Here is a 17728-nt window from a genome sequence, read left to right as displayed (position 1 = left end):
CGCCTCCCGGAGCTCGGGGCGCGTGGGCCTCGGCGGGTGCGCGAGGGCGTAGTAGTAGGTCGACCGCTTGAGCTCGGCGCATGCGAGCAGGTGCCCGAGCGCGTGCCCCTCGGCGCGCAGGGCCGCGACCGCTTCGGCCTTCGCCCTGGTCAGAGCCCGTCCCTCTCGACCAGGGCGCGTTTAGGTAGGCCACCTCGGCCTCGAGCCTACGGCACCGCTCCTCGAGCTCCTCCTCGCGGGTCCGCGGCCTCGCCCTGGAACCGCTCGGCCGGCCCTTGGGCCTCGGGCGCAGGGCCTCCGCGCCGCCCCGGCGGTATAGCGCGCACCACTTCTTGAGCGGCGACATCGACATTATGCCGAACGCCGCCATCGCCTCGGTCTTCGTCATGCCGCCGTCGACGACGGCGGAGGCGGCGGCGACCTTCTGCTCGTATGTGTACCTGCCCTGCTTTCCGTCCATGCGCAGCAGCACCTCGCTCCCGAACGCGCGGTATATCTCCTGCCATCTTCTCACGGCTTCCGCGGGAAGCGAAAGGGCAATCGCGGCAGATTTATACCCGTGCCCGAGCTCGAAGAGCCCTATGGCCGCCTTCCTGGCCTCGACATCATGCTTCACCCTCAAATCAACGCGCATAAAGAAAGCCTCCCATTTCTCATGTCCAAGAAATGGGAGGCAGTTCAAATCAGTCTGCCAGCGGGCTTTTCTGTGCGTTGGAAATCTCGGCATTGCGTGGCGCTACACGCGCGTCGCATCCTTGGGGCTCATGGTCATGCTCTGGAAGCGGTTCTCCATGTAGTCGTTATCGAAATACTTGCCGTAGAACTGCGCGACGGGAATATCCGGCTCCGTGCCATTGACGCGCTGGTACCAGTAGTCGAGCGACTGCAGCGTCATGACGCCGTCGACCAGCATAATGACGGTAAAGATGACGGTAGCCGAGTAGCGACTCTTCCACGGAATCATGTTGATGAGCTTGAGCAGCCTCGGCAGCAGCAGCTTGATCCAGATAAGGCCACCCAGGCCCCACAGGCAGGCAAAGCCCGTGCAGGTGCGTCCGCCCGTAAGGACGGCGAGTGGGTCGGGCATGCCGAACAGCTTCATGTGCGAGTAGCTCCACGAGACCACACCGAACGAGGTCTGCATAAACCAGCCCACGAACACCTCAAAGCTCGCGCCGAGCACAGCGCTTACCAGGAAAATGATGATGGGGTTCTTTTTATAGAAGCGGTTGAGCACCATGGTCATGAGTACGGCGCCAAAGCCATAGATGGGGCTGAAGGGACCAAACAGCATGCCGGCGCGGTCCTGGTAGACGCCTGGGTCGTCGACCGTCATGTGCCAGATGTCCTCGGCGATCAGGCCGAGCACGCAGCAGACGAGGAATACCCAGAACAGGTTGAAGTAGTTGAGCTTGATGTAGCCCTCGCCGGTTTCATCGCGGCCGAGCATGCCCTCGGTGGCGGCGTCGCGGTCGAGCATCTCCTGCAGGCGGCGCTGCAGTTCGCGCTCCTGGCGCAGTGTGGGGTCGACGGTGGCCGAAAGCGCGATGAGGATACCGAGCTGAATCGCGGGACGAAGCAAGAAGAGCCCGATACCCTGGAGCATCACGTCGACCAAAAGCTCGACGACGGTGAATGCAATAAGGATGTAGGACAGGCGGGCGGCGTTGCGGCGCTGGTTTTTGATAAGGTCCAGGCCAAAGATGATCAGGATGACGGCACTTGCCGCAGAGAGCATGATGCCGGCGACGATGAGTCCAACCGAGACCAGCATATTGTCGCCGAGCTTGGCGGCGGCGTTGCCGTTAATGAGCGCGGTGATGACCTGCCACATAAAGGCAGCGACCGACGGGAGTGTGCCCACGCCGGACAGGATGCACAGGACGGCGTACACCTTAATGATGAGGGGAATCTTCTTGACCTCCGTGGCGCTGGGGACGCTGGGGTCGAGTCCGTTTCGATCCATACAGAACCTTTCTCGCTTTGTCCTAGATTACAAGGATACGCCGCCGACCTGCCAAAAGACAGGACGAACGTCCCAATTGCAACAATGCAACCCTCAACGGTGGACGCGGCGGCCACCTGGGGGCGTGGGCGCTTGCACTGGACAGACCAATAAAATGTTTGGCCGCAAAACGGATTATTAGCTCGGTGGGCTTTTAAAAAGCGCTGCTCATGCGCTGGGGAGCGCGTCGCGCCGTGCGTATAATAAGGCGGGTAACGCCAAAATACGAGGCTCTGAGGGGATGCCATGTCTCAAGAAACCATCCGCGCGGCCGAGCGTGCCGCGGGACAGGTGAACGCCATGTCGACGTATGATCCGGACTCTGACCAGCTGCATGAGGAATGCGGCGTTTTTGGTGTCTGGGCGCCCGATCGCGACGTGGCTCGACTGACGTACTTTGGCCTGCGTGCACTGCAGCACCGTGGCCAAGAATCGGCGGGAATCGCTGTTGGTGACGGCGGTACGGTTATGGTCCGCAAGGATCTGGGCCTGCTCGACCGCGTGTTCTCCAATGCCGACTTGTCGACGCTCTCCGGTCAGCTGGCCGTGGGTCATGTGCGCTACGGCACCGCCGGCGCCAAGAGCTGGGAAGCCTCTCAGCCGCACCTCTCTACCATCAATAGCGTCATTATCGCGCTCGCGCACAACGGCACCCTCGTCAACACCGACGAGCTGCGCCGCCAGCTGATCGAGTTGGGCGTGCCGTTCCTCTCCAATTCGGATTCCGAGGTCGCGACCAAACTCATCGGCTACTTTACTCAGCGTACAGGCCATCTGCGCGAGGGCATTCGCAAGACCATGGAGCTCGTGCGCGGCGGCTACGCCATGACGCTCATCAACGAGCAGGCGCTCTACGCATTTCGCGATCCGCACGGCATTCGCCCACTCGTGCTGGGCAAGCTCGTGGACGAGGGCCTGGACCAGGCCGATGCCGCATCCGTTTCGCAGCTGCCGTCGCAGGACGGCGCCGCGACGGTCGACGCCACCACCCATGTCACGCGTGCCGGCGGCTGGGTCGTTGCCTCCGAGACTTGTGCGCTCGACATCGTGGGCGCCGAGTACGTCCGTGACGTCCGTCCCGGTGAGATTTTGCGCATCAGCGCCGAGGGCCTTGTGTCCGAGCAGGGCGTGCCTGCCGCCGAAGAGCCTGCTAACTGCATCTTTGAGCAGGTCTACTTCGCTCGCCCCGATTCCATCATGAACGGCAAGAGCGTCTACGCCTGCCGTTATGACATGGGTCGTCAGCTGGCACATGAGGAGCCCGTCGAGGCCGACCTGGTCATCGGCGTGCCCGACTCCGGCCTGCCGCCCGCGGAGGGGTATTCGCACGAGAGCGGCATTCCCTTTGGCGAGGGCCTCATCAAGAATCGCTATGTGGGCCGTACGTTTATCGAGCCTACGCAGGAGCTGCGTGCCATGGGCGTGCGTATGAAGCTCAACCCGCTGCGCGACAACATCGAAGGCAAGCGCCTAGTCGTCATCGACGACTCCATCGTCCGCGGCACCACCATGGTGCAGCTCGTCAAGATGCTGCGCAACGCCGGCGCCAAGGAGATTCACATTCGCATCAACTCGCCCGAGGTCATTTGGCCGTGCTTCTACGGTATCGATACCGACGTGCAGTCGCAGCTCATCAGTGCCAACAAGACGGTCGATGAGATCTGCGAGTATATCGGCGCCGATTCGCTGGCCTTCCTTTCGGTCGAGGGCCTGCTGAAGGTCATGCCCAAGGGCGGTTACTGCGATGCGTGCTTTACCGGACGCTACCCCGTGGCGATTCCCGAGAGCTTTGGCCGCGACAAGTTTATGGAGGGCTTTAAGCCCCGCAACCTGGACAAGCCGCTGCACTTTGACGACGACGCCGTGGTCGAGAAATACGACGACCGCAGCTGGGAAGAGGAGCACGGCGAGGCCTAAAACCTGCCATGTGGGGACAGGTTTATTTTGGTAGGTTTTACCTGCTGTTTTGTTGATATGACGGCGCGTGCTGTTATGGCGCGCGCCGAAATGAGCGCAACTATGAGCACCGTTTGGCGCCCGCGCGGCGCCACGGTAGTGGGAGAGGAAGGCTCAGATGAGCGACAGCAAGCATGTGACGTATGAGGATGCCGGTGTCGATACCGCTGAGGGCGGCCGCGCCGTCGACGCGATTAAGCAGATGGTCAAGGACACCAATCGCCCCGAGGTTATCGGCGGCATCGGCGGCTTCGGTGGCCTGTTCTCGGCTGCCGCGCTTAAGGATATGGAAGACCCGATCCTGATCAGCGGTACCGACGGCGTGGGCACCAAGCTCGTGCTCGCCCAGATCATGGACCGTCACGAGACGGTGGGCCAGGACCTGGTCGCCATGTGCGTCAACGACATTTTGGCCTCGGGCGCCGAGCCGCTGTTCTTCCTGGACTACGTTGCCATCGGCCATATTGAGGCCGAGCACATGGCAAAGATCATCAAGGGCGTGGCCGACGGCTGCAAGCTCGCGGGCTGCGCGCTCGTGGGCGGCGAGATGGCCGAGCACCCGGGCGTCATGGCCCCGGCCGACTACGACCTCGCCGGCTTTACCGTGGGCGTCGTCGATCGTCCCAAGATGCTCGATCCCGCGAACGTCCGCCCCGGCGACGTGATCTTGGGCCTGCCCTCCACCGGCGTGCACTCCAACGGCTACTCGCTCGTGCGCAAGGTCATCGGTGTCGACGGCATCAAGCCGGGCACGCCCGAGGCCGCCGCTAAGGCCGAGGAACTGAGCCGCCCGCTCGAGGAGCTCGGTGGCGCTTCGCTGGCCGACGCCCTGCTGGCTCCTACGCGCATCTACGTCAAGCCGATCTTGGAGCTGCTGCGCGGCGGCGCCAACGTGCACGCCATCGCCCACATCACCGGCGGCGGTATTACCGAGAACCTCAACCGCGCACTTGCCGACGACGTCGACGCCGTGGTCACTCGCAACGGCGCCGAGATGGGTTGGGACGTTCCGCCCGTCATCACCTACGTGTCGCGCCAGGCCGAGCTCGCGCCCAACGAGGCATGCAAGACCTTCAACATGGGCGTCGGCCTGTGCCTGATCGTCGCCCCCGAGGACGAGGCTGCCGTGACCGAGGCCCTGGTCGCGCTGGGCGAGAAGCCGTTCCGCGTGGGCGAGTGCGTCGAGGGTTCCGGTAAGGTCGTGTACTCTGATGAGCGCTAACGAGCAGATGGCTGCTAGTGAGGGCCTGGGCTTTGTGCCCTACACCCGTCCGACCGGCACAGATACGGCCGAGCCGCTCAAGATCGGCGTGCTTATCAGCGGTTCGGGTACCAACCTGCAGGCGCTGATCGACCTGATCGCCGTCGGCAAGCTCAACGCCTCGATTGAGCTTGTGGTGTCGAGCCGTCCTTCGGCCAAGGGCTTGCAGCGCGCCGAGCGTGCGGGCATCCAGACGCTTACGCTGTCCAAGGATGTCTATGCCGACCCCATCGCCGCCGACGAGATCATCGCGCATGAGCTGCTCGAGCGTGGCTGCGAGTACGTGGTGATGGCCGGTTACATGCGCATGGTGCACACGCCGCTGCTGGCGGCGTTCCCCAACCGCGTGGTCAACCTGCATCCGGCGCTGCTGCCGAGCTTTACCGGTGCCCATGCGATCGACGATGCGTTTGCTCGCGGCGTCAAGGTGACCGGCGTGACCGTGCACTTTGCCAACGAGATCTACGACAACGGCCCCATCATCGCCCAGCGTGCGCTGGCTGTTGAGGAGGGCTGGGATGTCGATACGCTCGAGGAGCACATTCACGCGATTGAGCACGTGCTGTATCCCGAAGTCGTGCAGATGCTCGCCGACGGTCGCGTTCACGTGCTGGAGAGCGGCAAGGTCGCAATTGATGCGCCTCACGGCTAGCGGCGCACAGTACAATTTAGCCGAGTAGTCAGGGTGGTCATTGGCGCCAAGGCGCGCGTGGCCACCTTTTGTTTTGGGTGGTCACCTGGGACGTTCTTAAACGACTAGCCGTTTAAGAACGTCGCAGGTGACTAGGTGAGAGAGGTGAGCGCATGGCGGATAACGAAGCGCTTTTTACGCCTGAGCTGGTGTTTTTTGATTGGGAGTGTGTGTCGCCGGATGAGTTGTTTGCGCAGCTTGAGGGCGAGCTTGCCCCGCGCGGCTACATTGCGCCTGGCTGGCTTGACGCCGTCCGCACGCGCGAGGATGCCTATCCCACGGGGCTTGCCATGCCGGCTGCCAACATTGCCATCCCGCATACCGACCCGGGATTTGTGGCCAAGCCCTATATCGCGGTAGCGAAGCCCGCCGCGCCCGTGACGTTTAGCGCCATGGCGGGTATGGGTGCTCCCGTGCCGGCGCAGATCATCATCAATCTGGGCATCGCCGAGCCGGGCGGCCAGGTCGAGGCTCTGCAGGCGCTCATGAACATCTTTATGGACGCCGATGCCGCAGCCGACGTGCTCGGCCAGACCACGCCGCAGGGCATGGTCGACGCCATCCGCCGCCACTTCTAAGGTGGGGCTAAGCCGGCACCTAGGGACGTTCCTTATGTGCCGGCACTTGGGGACTGTCCCTAACTGCCGGCAGAAAAGGAACGTCCCTAACTGCCGGCTGCCAGAGCTGTCCCCTTTGCACCAAAATGGTGCAGATTAACCTGTCCCCAACGCACCAAGTGTGCCGCGGGGGCTGCGTTGTGACACAATGGCGTTTGTTCGATTCGTTATGCGAAAGGCCAACTATGGCAAATAAGAAAAAGAATCCCGCACCCGAGCCGACGCCCGAGCAGCAGGCTCGCGCCGCCTCCAGCTCTCGCAAGAAGCAGCGCAAGACCCGCGTGTCCAAGACCGTCAAGATCGTTCTGGTGGTCATCGGCGTGCTGGCGATGCTGCTTTCCGTCTCGGCGATGGCGTGCTCCGGCCTTATGTCGCAGGCCGAGGACACCTCGGGCTACAAGCTGACCGGCGGTGTTGCTGCTACTATCAACGGCACCAACCTCACCGAGGACACCGTGACCAAGCAGATCATGAGCATGCGCACGTCCTACGGCTACACCAAGGACAAGGACTGGGCGCAGTATCTGGTTGACAACGACCTCACGCCCAAGAAGTACCGCAAGCAACTCATCGACTCCTACACGCAGCAGATTCTGCTTCAACAGGCGCAGAAGGAAAACGGCGTGACGGTGTCGGACGAGGAGGTCGAGAAGGCATGGAAGGACGCGTGCAAGAGCGCGGGCGGTGCCAAGACCTTTAAGAAGACCCTTAAGACCTACGGCTATACCGAGGACACCTACAAGGACTCGCTCAAGGAGAGCCTGGCACAGCAAAAGCTTAAGGATGCCGTGGCACCCACGAGCAAGCCCAAGGACAGCGAGATCGTCGATTACATCAACGAGAACCTGTCTAACTACAACGATGCCCGCCGTTCGTCGAACATCCTGATCAAGGTCGATTCCGACGCATCTGACGAGGACAAGGCCGCCGCCAAGGCCAAGGCGCAGGAGTGCCTGGACAAAATCAACTCCGGCGAGCTGAGTTTTGAGGACGCCGTGAAGCAGTACTCCGACGACACCGGCTCCAAGGAGAAGAAGGGCGATGTGGGTTGGGATAAGCTCACTACCTTCGTCGACAGCTACCAGGCGGCGCTCGAGGGGCTCAACAAGGGCGATGTGAGCGACGTCGTCGAGTCGACCTATGGTTACCATGTCATCAAGTGCACCGACTACTTCCATGTCGATAGCCAGGTCGATGATATCAAGCAGGTGCCCAAGGCCATCAAGAAGTACGTCTCCAACGTGGTGAAGACGCAGGCGGCCAGTACTGCATACAGCGAGTGGCTGGAGCAGTACAAGAAGGACGCCGACATTACCGTCAACCCCATGCCCAAGGACGTGCCGTACAACGTCAGCCTGAAGGGCGTCACCAAGAGCTCGACCGACAATTCGTCGACGACCAAGTAATCATGGGACGGTGCTCGCGCGAGTGCCGCCCACACTATTGAGGAGGATTTGCAGATGACCAACGAAGAGCTGCAGAAGGAAATGATTGCGGCCATGAAGGCCAAGGACAAGGTTCGCCTGTCTATCATTCGCCAGGTCAAGGCCGAGGTGAAGAATATCGAGGTTAACGAGCGCCGCGACGTGACCGAGGAAGACGTCAACAGCATGATCAAGCGTCTGATTAAGCAGACGAGCGAGACGCTGGAGATGTCCATTAAGGCCGGTACCGACCAGGAGCGTACCGACAACCTGACCGAGCAGGTCAAGATTCTGGAGAGCCTGCTGCCCGCGCAGGTTTCGGGCGAGGAGCTCGAGGCTCTGATCGAGCAGGTCATCGCCGAGCTGGGCGCCACGTCCAAGAAGCAGATGGGCCAGGTTATGGGAGCACTCGGCAAGGCCACCGGCGGCAACTTCGATAAGCCGGCTGCGGCAAAGATCGTCGGAGCAAAGCTGTCTTAAGGGCTGACCGACACATAGCCGATGCTGAGGGGCGTGACCATTGCGGTCGCGCCCTTTTTTGTCGGCCGATGAAGGGCGCCTCCCCTGGCTGGTCATTGGGCGCTCATTGGGGACAGACTTAAATGCGTACCCAATGAGCGGGCACTCATTTAAGTCTGTCCCCAATGAGTGAGTGAAAGGTTGCGGGTTCTTTACGGGGATGCAGTGTGGGCTGCGGAAACGTTGTTCTTTCCGTACAATAGTGCAATTCGTATAAACGCGGGGAAGGGACATTCATGGCAGACATGATCGAGATCAAGCATCTCAACAAGTACTTTGGCGACCTGCATGTGCTCAAAGATATCAACCTCACCGTCAAGCGCGGCGAGAAGCTCGTAATGATCGGGCCGTCCGGTTCGGGTAAGTCGACGCTCATCCGCTGCGTCGATTATCTTGAGGAGCCCACATCGGGTGAAGTCATTATCGACGGCACGCCGCTCACCAAAAAGAATCACCTGGAAATGGCTCGCAAGTACAGCTCCATGGTGTTTCAGCAGTTCAACCTGTATCCCAATATGACGGTGCTCGGCAACCTGACGCTCGCACCCATCAAGCTGCAAAAGAAGAGCAAGGAAGAGGCGACCCAGATCGCCATCGCCGCGCTCAAGCGCGTCGGCATGGCGCATAAGGCCGGCGAGTATCCGCAAAATCTCTCGGGCGGCCAGCAGCAGCGCATCGCCATCGCCCGTGCCCTGTGCACCAAGCAGCCCATCATCCTGTTTGACGAGCCGACCTCGGCACTCGACCCCGAGATGGTTCAGGAGGTCCTGGACGTTATGATCGAGCTCGCGCAGGAGGACATCACCATGATCTGCGTGACGCACGAGATGGGCTTTGCGCGCCAGGTGGCCGACCGCGTCATCTTTATGGAGGACGGCCGCATCCTGGAGGAGGGCACGCCTGAGCACTTCTTCGATAACCCCGAGAACCCGCGCTGCCGCGAGTTCCTGTCCAAGATCCTGCACTAGGCACGGGTGATGGATATGACGGATATGACGAGGGCGGCTGTTTCGCGCCGTCACTTTTTGCAGCTGGCGGGCGCCGGCATGCTCGCACTGACGGGTACCGCGCTTACCGGTTGCGGCAACTCCACCAGTGGCGAGGGCTCCGACAAGGGGTCCAAGCTCGCGGCCATCAAGTCGCGTGGCCATCTGAATGCCGGCGTTAAGAAGGACGTTCCCGGCTACGGCTATTACGACGCCGCCAAGGGTCGCTTTGAGGGCATGGAGGTCGACCTGTGCTACCAGATCGCCGCTGCCGTCTTTGGCGTGAGCTACAAGGAGGCCCGCGCCCAGGAACTTGTCGAGTTTACCGACGTAACGCCCAAGACGCGCGGTCCGCTCATCGATAACGGCCAGCTCGACGTGGTCGCGGCGACCTATACCATCACCGACGAGCGCAAGAAGAGCTGGGATTTCTCGACCCCGTATCGCACCGACTACGTGGGCCTCATGGTCAAGAAGCGCTCGGGCTTTACCTCGATCGAGGATCTGGACGGCAAGGTCATCGGCGTGAGCCAGGGTGCCACCACACAGGGCCTGATTGAGCAGATGATTAAGGACAACGGTTTTCACTGCGAGCCGGAGTTTAGGGCCTTTAGCGGCTATCCCATCATCAAGAGTTCGCTCGACGCCGGCAATATCGACGTCTTTGCCATGGACCGCTCCACGCTGGCAGGCTACATGAACGAGACCGTCGAGCTGCTGCAGCCCGAGGTCAAGTTTGGCGAGCAAGGCTACGGCGTGGCGACCAAGAAGGGTTGCGACCTTTCGGCCGAGGTCGATCAGGTGATTTGCGATCGCCTGGCCGACGGCTGGCTCGATCAAGAGGTCAAGACCTGGGGTCTTGTGTAAGCGTTCGTCCAAGGAAGGAATCAAATGCTCGAAGGATTGTTTGACGCCGACCGCTGGTCGACGACATTCCAAAACATGGGGCCCTTCTGGGAGGGCTTTGGCGTGACGCTGCAGGTCGTCGTTGCCGGTCTGCTGCTGTCGCTGGTGCTGGGCACGCTGCTGGGCGTGTTCTCGACCACCCGCTCGCGTGTGCTGCGCGCTATCAGCCGCGTGTACGTGGAGTTTTACCAGAACACCCCGCTGCCCGTGCAGGTGCTCTTTATGTACATGGCCGGCCCGCAGTTTTTGCAAGCCATCACTGGCGCCGACCAGCCGGTGCGTATCGCACCGTTCGTGCTGGGCTTTTTGGGCGTGGGCCTGTATCACGCGGCCTACATCTCGGAGGTCATCCGCACCGGCATCGAGGCCGTTCCGCGCGGTCAGATGGAGGCGGCTCAGAGCCAGGGCTTCACGCGCGCGCAGGCCTACTGGTACATCGTGCTGCCCCAGACGTTCAAGATCATACTGCCGCCGCTGTGCAACCAGGCGCTCAACCTGGTCAAGAACACGTCGGTGCTGGCGCTCGTCGCCGGCGGCGACCTTATGTATCGCTCCGACAACTTCGTAAGCCTGTATGGCTACCTGCAGGGGTACATCGTCTGCTGCCTTATGTACTTCATCATCTGCTTTCCGCTCGCCATGCTGGTGCAGTGGCTCGAGCGCCGCTCCAAGGAGCGTCCGCGCGGTGTGAGCCTGGCCGAGCTGGGGCTCGACAACGTAGAGGAGGCCTAGCGCATGGAAATCTTCAACGCGACCAACCTGCTCTACATCTGGGGCGGCTTTGTTAAGACAATCGAGATCTCGGCGCTGTCGATCTTTTTCTCGCTCATCTTGGGCACGGTGCTGGCGCTTGTTAAAAGCTATGCGCCCCGCCCGTTCCGTATTTTGGTAAGCGCCTATATCGAGCTGTTCCGCTGCACGCCAAACCTGCTGTGGATCCTGTTTATCTACTTTACGGTGCAGGGTTTGGACATTGTGATTTCGACCATCGCCTTTACGCTGTTTACCAGCGCTGTTATGGCCGAGATTGTGCGCGGCGGCCTCAACTCGATTCCACGCGGCCAGTTTGAGGCAGCGCAGAGCCAGGGCTTTGGCTTCTTTGCCACCATGCGCTACATCATTCTGCCGCAGACGTTTAAGACGATCATTCCGGCGCTGTTTAGCCAGTGCACGACCGTCATCAAGGACAGCTCGTATCTTTCGGGCATTAACGTGGCCGAGCTCATGTACACGGCAAACGTCGTGATGGCCCATGCGATCGACCTGTCGCAGGTGCTTATGCTCTACGGCCTGGTATTTGCGATGTACTTTGTGCTCAACTTTGGTATCTCGCTGCTGGTGAGGGCATATCAACGCCGCATCGTAGCCGCATAGCCTGGCTTTCCCTGGCACCCAACCTTGGCCTTCAAACCGTCGCTCGCGTACCAAAGTACGCGTCGCTCCTCTTTCAGGTCAATCTTGGGCACCAGGAAAACCCAGGTACGCTATCGTGGAAAAGGCGATAAACAGCCTATTTCTCATTTGTTAGAAAGGAATCGCGATGAGCGATCTGGAGAATAAGAAGAATCCTGTGGTCATTACCATCGCGCGCGACTTTGGCGCCGAGGGCCACGAGATTGGTCGCATGCTTGCCGACGAGTTGGGGATTCCACTGTACGATAACGAGCTGCTGGTGCGTGCGTCGCTGCGCGCGGGCGAGTCGCTCGACAAGATGGCCGCCTACGACGAGCGTCTGGCCGTGGAGAACATGGCGTTTCTGCCCGACCGCTACGATGCGCGTTCGTACTCGGATAAGTTGTTCCAAAAGATGAGTCAGGTGATTTTGGATCTGGGCGAGACCGAGAGCTGCATTATCGAAGGCCGCCTGTCCGATTACCTGCTTCGCAACAATCCCAACCACATTGCCGTGCTGGTGACCGCTCCCTTTGAGGATCGCGTCGAGATCGTGCGCAAGAAGCGTGGCCTTAACAAAAAGAAGGGCGCCAAGCTGGTCAAACAGCAGCAGAAGGCGCGCGAGGCATTTTACAAGCGCTACAGTGCCGGAAAGTGGAAGATGACGAGCGGCAAGGATATCGTTGTCAATCGCGCCAAGTTGGGACGCGAGGGTTGCAAAGACGTTATCGCCGCTGCCTACCGCTACAAAGTGGCGCAGCTCGAAGGCTAGCCGATCAAAACCACCGCAAAGGTGCCTGTCCCCATCGTGGTGATCGGGCGGCCGGCATAGAAAAAGTCCCCGCCGGGCGTGTGCTCGACGGGGACTTTGCCGTTTGATGGCTAGCGCTGCGGGTGATTACTCGCCCAGCAGGCTCTTGGTGATGGAAGCGGCGGCCTTCTTGCCGGCGCCCATCGCCAGAATGACCGTAGCGGCACCGGTGACGATGTCGCCGCCGGCCCAGATGCGGGGATCGGTGGTCTGGCCGGTCTCCTCGTCGGCGACGATGTAGCCCCACTTGTTGAGCTCCATCTTGCCGCCGATCTTCTTTGCGAAGGGGTTGGCGTTGGTGCCGATAGCCGAGATCGCGACGTCGCAGGGGATCTCCTCGATGGCGCCCTCGATGGGCACCGGGCGGCGACGGCCGGACTCGTCAGGCTCGCCGAGTTCCATCTTCTGGACCTTGACGGCGCACACGGAGCCGTCCTCGCCAGCGACAAACTCGAGCGGGGAGACGAGCGGCAGAACCTCGACGCCTTCGGCCTTAGCATGGTGCAGCTCGGCGCGACGGCAGGGCATCTCGTCCTCGGTACGACGGTAGGCGATGATGGCATGCTCGGCGCCCAGGCGCTTGGCAGTACGGACGGCGTCCATAGCCACGTTGCCGCCGCCAAAGACGACGACGTTCTTGCCGTGCTTGGTGGGGGTGTCGTACTCGGGGAACTTGTTGGCCTTCATCAGGTTCACGCGGGTGAGGTACTCGTTGGCGAAGAAGACGTTGGGCAGGTTCTCGCCGGGGACGTTGAGGAACTTGGGCAGGCCGGCGCCGGTCGCCACGTAGATGGCGTCGAAGCCCTGCTCGAACAGCTCCTCGGCCGTGGCCATGTTGCCCACGACGGAGTTGTACTCAAACTTGACGCCCATGTCCTCCAGGCCGTCGATCTCGAGCTTGACGACTGCCTTGGGCAGACGGAACTCGGGGATGCCGTAGACCAGCACGCCGCCGCCGGTGAAGAAAGCCTCGAAGACGGTGACGTCAAAGCCGTTACGGGCGAGCTCGCCGGCGCAGGTGATGCCGGACGGGCCGGAGCCGACGACGGCGACCTTCTTGCCGTTCTTGGGGGCCATCTTGGGCGTGGAAGCGAGCTCGGGGCGATCGCCGAGGAAGCGCTCGAGCTGGCCGATGGCTACAGGCTCGGACTTCTTGCCGCGGATGCACTTGCCCTCGCACTGGTTCTCCTGCGGGCACACGCGGCCGCAGATGGCGGGAAGCATGGAGTCCTCGCGGATGGTATCGAGAGCGCCGCCAAAGTCCTTCTCGCGGATCTGCTCGATAAAGCGGGGGATGTTGATGTTGACGGGGCAGCCCTCAACACAGAACGGCTTCTTGCAGTTGAGGCAGCGCTCGGCCTCGGCCAGCGCCATCTCCTCGGTGAAGCCCTTGTCGACGGGGCGGAAGTCGCAGGCGCGCTCGGCGGCCGGCTCCTCGTTATCGGGGGTGCGGGGCGACTTCATATCGGCAACGAAACGACCGTTAACTAGTGGCATGCGCAGCTCTTTTCCTCATAGGCCTTGAGGGACTCGCCCTCTTCGGAACGGTAAGCGGCCTGGCGGGCACGAAGGTCATCCCAGTCGACCAGGGTGGCATCGAAGTCGGGGCCGTCGACACAAGCGAACTTGGTCACGCCGCCCACCTCGACGCGGCAGCAGCCGCACATGCCGGTGCCGTCAACCATGATGGGGTTGAGCGACGCGGTGATGGGGGTGTCGTACTTCTGGGCGGTGAGGGTCGAGAACTTCATCATCGGAACGGGGCCGACGCAGAAGACCTGGCTCACGGCCTTGTCCTGCAGCAGACGCTCCAGCGGAGCGGTGACAACGCCCTGCTCGCCGTAGGAACCGTCGTCAGTGGTGATGTGAATGTGGTCCTCGTCGAGGAGCTCGCGGAACTGATCCTCCATGAGCAGGAGGTCCTTGGTGCGGGCGCCCATGATGGCGTGCACCTCGTGACCGGTCTCGACCAGGTGCTTGGCGACCGGGAAGGCAATTGCCAGGCCGACGCCGCCGCCAATGACGGCGCAGGGGCCCTCAGCCATCTCGGTGGGAACGCCCAGCGGGCCCACGACGTCGCGCAGCGACTCGCCGGCCTCGTAGGTGGAAAGCATCTCGGTGGTCTTGCCGATCACCATGAAGATGAACTCGACCCAGCCCTCGTCACCGTTCCAGCCGGCCAGGGTAAACGGGACACGCTCGCCCGTCTCATTGGCGCGAACCATGAGGAACTGTCCAGCGTGCGCATGTTTGGCGATTGCAGGCGCCTCGATGCGGAACTTGAACACCTTCTCCGAGAACTGCGTCTTCTCCAGGATCTTATACATAGAACCCCTCTCTTGTAAGGGCTGCCGAACCGTGCCTCCACGGAAATGGACGGTAGCCCGAATAAAACCGTACGCGCACAGGCGTTGTGCAGACATACGGTGCAAATTATACCCTCATGGGCATGTCGCTTACGTGTATCTTCGGCGGTTGGGAGCAGGGTTTATCCACTTCGACCTACCAAATAGGGACAGGTTTATTTTGGCAGGTTTTATCAGGAAAAACGGCAAAGGGGGCCGGCCTCGGGTTGTGATGAGGCCGGCCCCCTTTGGGGCGCTGTATATGTTTGGCGGCACAGGATTTATTACGGCGCGGCTGCCGCGGCGTTTCCGTAGATAAAACCTGCCAAAATAAACCTGTCCCTAAATAGTAGGTTTAGTGCTTGCCGTTGGCGGAGGCGGCGCCGTTGACGTGGTCGCGGGCATAGATCACGCCGTGCACGATTGCCAGACCGGCGGCATCTGCGGCGCGGGCGCAGGTGTCCTGGAAATCCTCGGCCTCGCGGGCGCGCAGCTGCTTAAGCACGTAGTCGGCGACGGCCATCTTGCCGGGAGGGTTGCCGATGCCGGTGCGGATGCGGCTGAAGTCGCGGCTGCCCATCTTGTCGATGATGGAGCGCAGGCCGTTGTGACCGGCGTGACCGCCGCCCACCTTAACGCGCACGTCGCCGGCGGGAATATCGAGCTCGTCGTGGATTACGAGCAGCTCCTCGGCCTTAATCTTGTACTCGCGGCAGAGCTTGGAGATGGGGCCGCCCGAGGTATTCATGTACGACTGCGGCTTGACCAGCACAACCTGGCGCTTGCCTCCCTCTTCCTCGGGGTCGTTGATGTTGATGACCGCGACCTCGGCGCCTGCCTGGTTTTTCCAGTACGTGACGCCGGCCTGACGGGCCAGCTCGTCGATTGCCTTAAAGCCGGCGTTGTGGCGGGTCTCGGCATATTCTTCGCCCGGGTTGCCAAGTCCGGCAACCATGCGAATCTTAAGCGGCTGTGCAGCTGCCATGTTCATCCTTTCGTTGATTTGTCGCCTGCTATGGTGAGCGACCCTGTTGCTGCTGTCAAATGGAGGGCAATTGAGGTTATTTGAGGGCGTTTGGACGGCCGTCGAAATCGAGGTGGACAGTTAGTTCGGATACGTATAAGTTCTGAGAACTCGAATTGCTCGATTCAATGCCGATACGTTGTTTTGGAGCTTTAGTTAGTCCATATGACGCTGTTTTGAAGTCTACCCTGCCTTCAAATCGGGCGAATGGTATAGAGATAACTGCAAAACAGCCTAATTCAATGTGTCCATTTATACGTATTTGAACTAACTGTCCAGCCTGCTCGACGGTGCACGGGTGATTCGCCGTTTAGACCGGCGCAAGGCCGATTCCGGCCCGCAGGGCGTTGAGCCAAGCGGTCTGACGCTTGCGATAGCCCTTGATACGGTATCGGAATCGGACTCCCGCGAGTCGATGCATCGTTTGGGCGAAGGCTTCGAGTGCAACAAGGTCTTTCATTTGGTCGCGATTGATAACCAGGACGTGGATGCCCATTGCCTTGAGGCCATTATTTCGATTGCCATCGTGGATGCGAGCGTTTTGAAGCTCATGCCCAATTCCGTTGTATTCGTTGTCGACTCCGGCGGCCGGGCAATATAGGTCGCAGATGGCGTAAGGGATGCCGGAGGACATGTTGACCGCAAGAGTGTCGAAGTCGATTCGATAGTTGAGTAGCAGGCCTCCCATGGGCAGGCTGCAACATCCGAATCCGCCAAAGCGCATGGGCGCTCCGAGAACGGCAAACATTAGGGATTCGGCTGGGGATGCAGATCCGGGTCGGGCGAGATTGACTGCCGTGCGAAACGAGGTATATGAGCTACTTTTGGCGAAGCGTGCGACCGCCTCGAGCTCTTCGATAGTTGTGGCGGGCTCGCATTTGTAGTGTGCCTGTTCGTAGCGGGTCTCGTTCTGTTGTTCGGTCGCCGACTGGTCGCCCAGGCAATCAAGATCGCTCGTCGCTGCGCAGTCATCGCCCTTGGGCCAGATGGCGTCATAGGCAATGGGGTATGTTGCCCCGGGAGGAAGGGAGTAGGTTCCGAGCAGCTCCATAAGGAGCATCAAGGTTTTGGCGACTGATTCATTTTTGGAACAAAGCATGGCTGTCATGGCAGGAGACGTAGCGTAGATGTCGGCCTCGACGTGCATAATTGCACCTTCAGGAAGCGGAGCGGAGAGAATATGCTGAAGAAGTCGCTTGTCGGGGCGCCTGTTGTCTTCGTTTGAAACGAGAAGATCGAGCAGTTCGGAATCATCTTCATTCCAGGCGTCGAGTATCGAAAGTGCGCCAAAGTCTATCGCGTCATTGTTGGGAATGCAGCCAGCCAAGGCCTGTGCTTGCTGTTCGCTATCAACGGAGTCCCAGGGTAGGGCAGAGTACGCCCGTCGTGCGCGACGAATTGCGCGGAGGGCGGAGAAATGTGAAATCACGGTCATCATAGCTATAACGTACTAAGTTGGCGGCAGAATGCGACCGCCATACCGTTCTTTTCGCTCAGCGGGGCGCTGCGCGCCATGAACGGCTGGGTGTTATGAAATCGGTGGAATCGGTTGAGGGGATTGCAGGAAATTGAGCTCTGCCGCGAAGGTTGACGATAGCTACTGGACAGTTAGTTCAGATACGTATAAGACGGCGGGCGTTCGAGGCGTTTCTAAGGGCTTTCGAGGGCGATTTGAGGGTAAATATGCGGCGGTCGTACTCGAAAGCGATGAGCTTTGGGCAGTATGGCGTTCGCCGGGGTCGCGCGCGCAGACGTGGTGTAAGAGTGTCCTGAGGTCCGTCGCTGCAAGTC

17 protein-coding genes are annotated in these 17728 nt (G+C 60.7%); 11 read left to right on the top strand and 6 right to left on the bottom strand.

All coding sequences use genetic code 11. The annotated features are described in order from the left end of the window. A partial coding sequence (locus tag I2D41_RS00595) for a helix-turn-helix domain-containing protein (RefSeq protein WP_195363204.1) occupies positions 1–634 on the bottom strand: 634 nt, incomplete at its 3' end. Between the two features lie 102 nt (positions 635–736). Continuing rightward, a complete protein-coding gene (locus I2D41_RS00590; protein WP_195363203.1) occupies positions 737–1966 on the bottom strand; it encodes a putative ABC transporter permease in 1230 nt (409 codons plus the stop codon). A 285-nt stretch (positions 1967–2251) separates the two neighbouring features. On the opposite strand from I2D41_RS00590, the gene I2D41_RS00585 reads away from it, so the two are divergent. From I2D41_RS00585 to I2D41_RS00535, 11 genes are all read left to right on the top strand, one after another. Then, the gene (locus I2D41_RS00585) at positions 2252–3922 is read left to right on the top strand and encodes an amidophosphoribosyltransferase (RefSeq protein WP_148331751.1); all 1671 of its coding nucleotides are present in this window, start codon (positions 2252–2254) and stop codon (positions 3920–3922) included. A 157-nt stretch (positions 3923–4079) separates the two neighbouring features. Beyond that, positions 4080–5183 carry a phosphoribosylformylglycinamidine cyclo-ligase gene (gene purM / locus I2D41_RS00580; protein ID WP_055251557.1) on the top strand — a complete coding sequence of 368 codons (1104 nt, stop codon included), beginning with the start codon at positions 4080–4082 and terminating at the stop codon, positions 5181–5183. After that, positions 5173–5874, top strand: coding sequence for a phosphoribosylglycinamide formyltransferase (purN, locus tag I2D41_RS00575; protein WP_195363202.1), 702 nt, complete (start codon positions 5173–5175; stop codon positions 5872–5874). Before purM ends, purN begins: the two co-directional genes overlap by 11 nt. 152 nt (positions 5875–6026) lie before the next feature. Then, a complete protein-coding gene (locus I2D41_RS00570; RefSeq protein WP_195363201.1) occupies positions 6027–6491 on the top strand; it encodes a PTS sugar transporter subunit IIA in 465 nt (154 codons plus the stop codon). 224 nt (positions 6492–6715) lie between these two features. Then, complete coding sequence (locus I2D41_RS00565) at positions 6716–7936, top strand: peptidylprolyl isomerase (protein ID WP_195363200.1); 1221 nt, start codon at positions 6716–6718, stop codon at positions 7934–7936. Positions 7937–7990: 54 nt separating this feature from the next. Further along, positions 7991–8434, top strand: a complete 444-nt coding sequence (locus I2D41_RS00560; protein ID WP_138341245.1) for a GatB/YqeY domain-containing protein — start codon at positions 7991–7993, stop codon at positions 8432–8434. Between the two features lie 275 nt (positions 8435–8709). Continuing rightward, the gene (locus I2D41_RS00555) at positions 8710–9441 is read left to right on the top strand and encodes an amino acid ABC transporter ATP-binding protein (RefSeq protein ID WP_271741618.1); all 732 of its coding nucleotides are present in this window, start codon (positions 8710–8712) and stop codon (positions 9439–9441) included. A gap of 9 nt (positions 9442–9450) precedes the next feature. Continuing rightward, positions 9451–10326, top strand: coding sequence for a transporter substrate-binding domain-containing protein (locus I2D41_RS00550; protein WP_195363199.1), 876 nt, complete (start codon positions 9451–9453; stop codon positions 10324–10326). 24 nt (positions 10327–10350) lie between these two features. Further along, positions 10351–11097, top strand: coding sequence for an amino acid ABC transporter permease (locus I2D41_RS00545; protein WP_035136546.1), 747 nt, complete (start codon positions 10351–10353; stop codon positions 11095–11097). A gap of 3 nt (positions 11098–11100) precedes the next feature. After that, positions 11101–11739, top strand: a complete 639-nt coding sequence (locus tag I2D41_RS00540) for an amino acid ABC transporter permease (RefSeq protein WP_195193292.1) — start codon at positions 11101–11103, stop codon at positions 11737–11739. Positions 11740–11905: 166 nt separating this feature from the next. Beyond that, positions 11906–12529: a cytidylate kinase-like family protein gene (locus I2D41_RS00535; RefSeq protein ID WP_055251542.1), complete on the top strand. Its 624-nt coding sequence runs from the start codon at positions 11906–11908 to the stop codon at positions 12527–12529. A gap of 126 nt (positions 12530–12655) precedes the next feature. Here I2D41_RS00535 and gltA read toward each other — a convergent pair whose 3' ends face one another. From gltA to I2D41_RS00515, 4 genes are all read right to left on the bottom strand, one after another. Next, positions 12656–14065 (bottom strand): NADPH-dependent glutamate synthase, encoded by a 1410-nt coding sequence (gene gltA / locus I2D41_RS00530; protein ID WP_195363198.1) that lies wholly within the window; start codon positions 14063–14065, stop codon positions 12656–12658. Continuing rightward, positions 14056–14895: a sulfide/dihydroorotate dehydrogenase-like FAD/NAD-binding protein gene (locus I2D41_RS00525; protein WP_006235793.1), complete on the bottom strand. Its 840-nt coding sequence runs from the start codon at positions 14893–14895 to the stop codon at positions 14056–14058. Before I2D41_RS00525 ends, gltA begins: the two co-directional genes overlap by 10 nt. A 373-nt stretch (positions 14896–15268) precedes the next feature. Next, positions 15269–15898 (bottom strand): aminoacyl-tRNA hydrolase, encoded by a 630-nt coding sequence (gene pth / locus I2D41_RS00520; RefSeq protein WP_195363197.1) that lies wholly within the window; start codon positions 15896–15898, stop codon positions 15269–15271. Positions 15899–16247: 349 nt separating this feature from the next. Further along, positions 16248–17375: an endonuclease domain-containing protein gene (locus I2D41_RS00515; protein ID WP_229028207.1), complete on the bottom strand. Its 1128-nt coding sequence runs from the start codon at positions 17373–17375 to the stop codon at positions 16248–16250. Positions 17376–17728: the final 353 nt, after the last annotated feature.

It is taken from the genome of Collinsella aerofaciens (assembly GCF_015552075.1).
Lineage (GTDB): Bacteria > Actinomycetota > Coriobacteriia > Coriobacteriales > Coriobacteriaceae > Collinsella > Collinsella aerofaciens_Y.
This window is presented reverse-complemented; position numbering and strand designations above follow the sequence as displayed.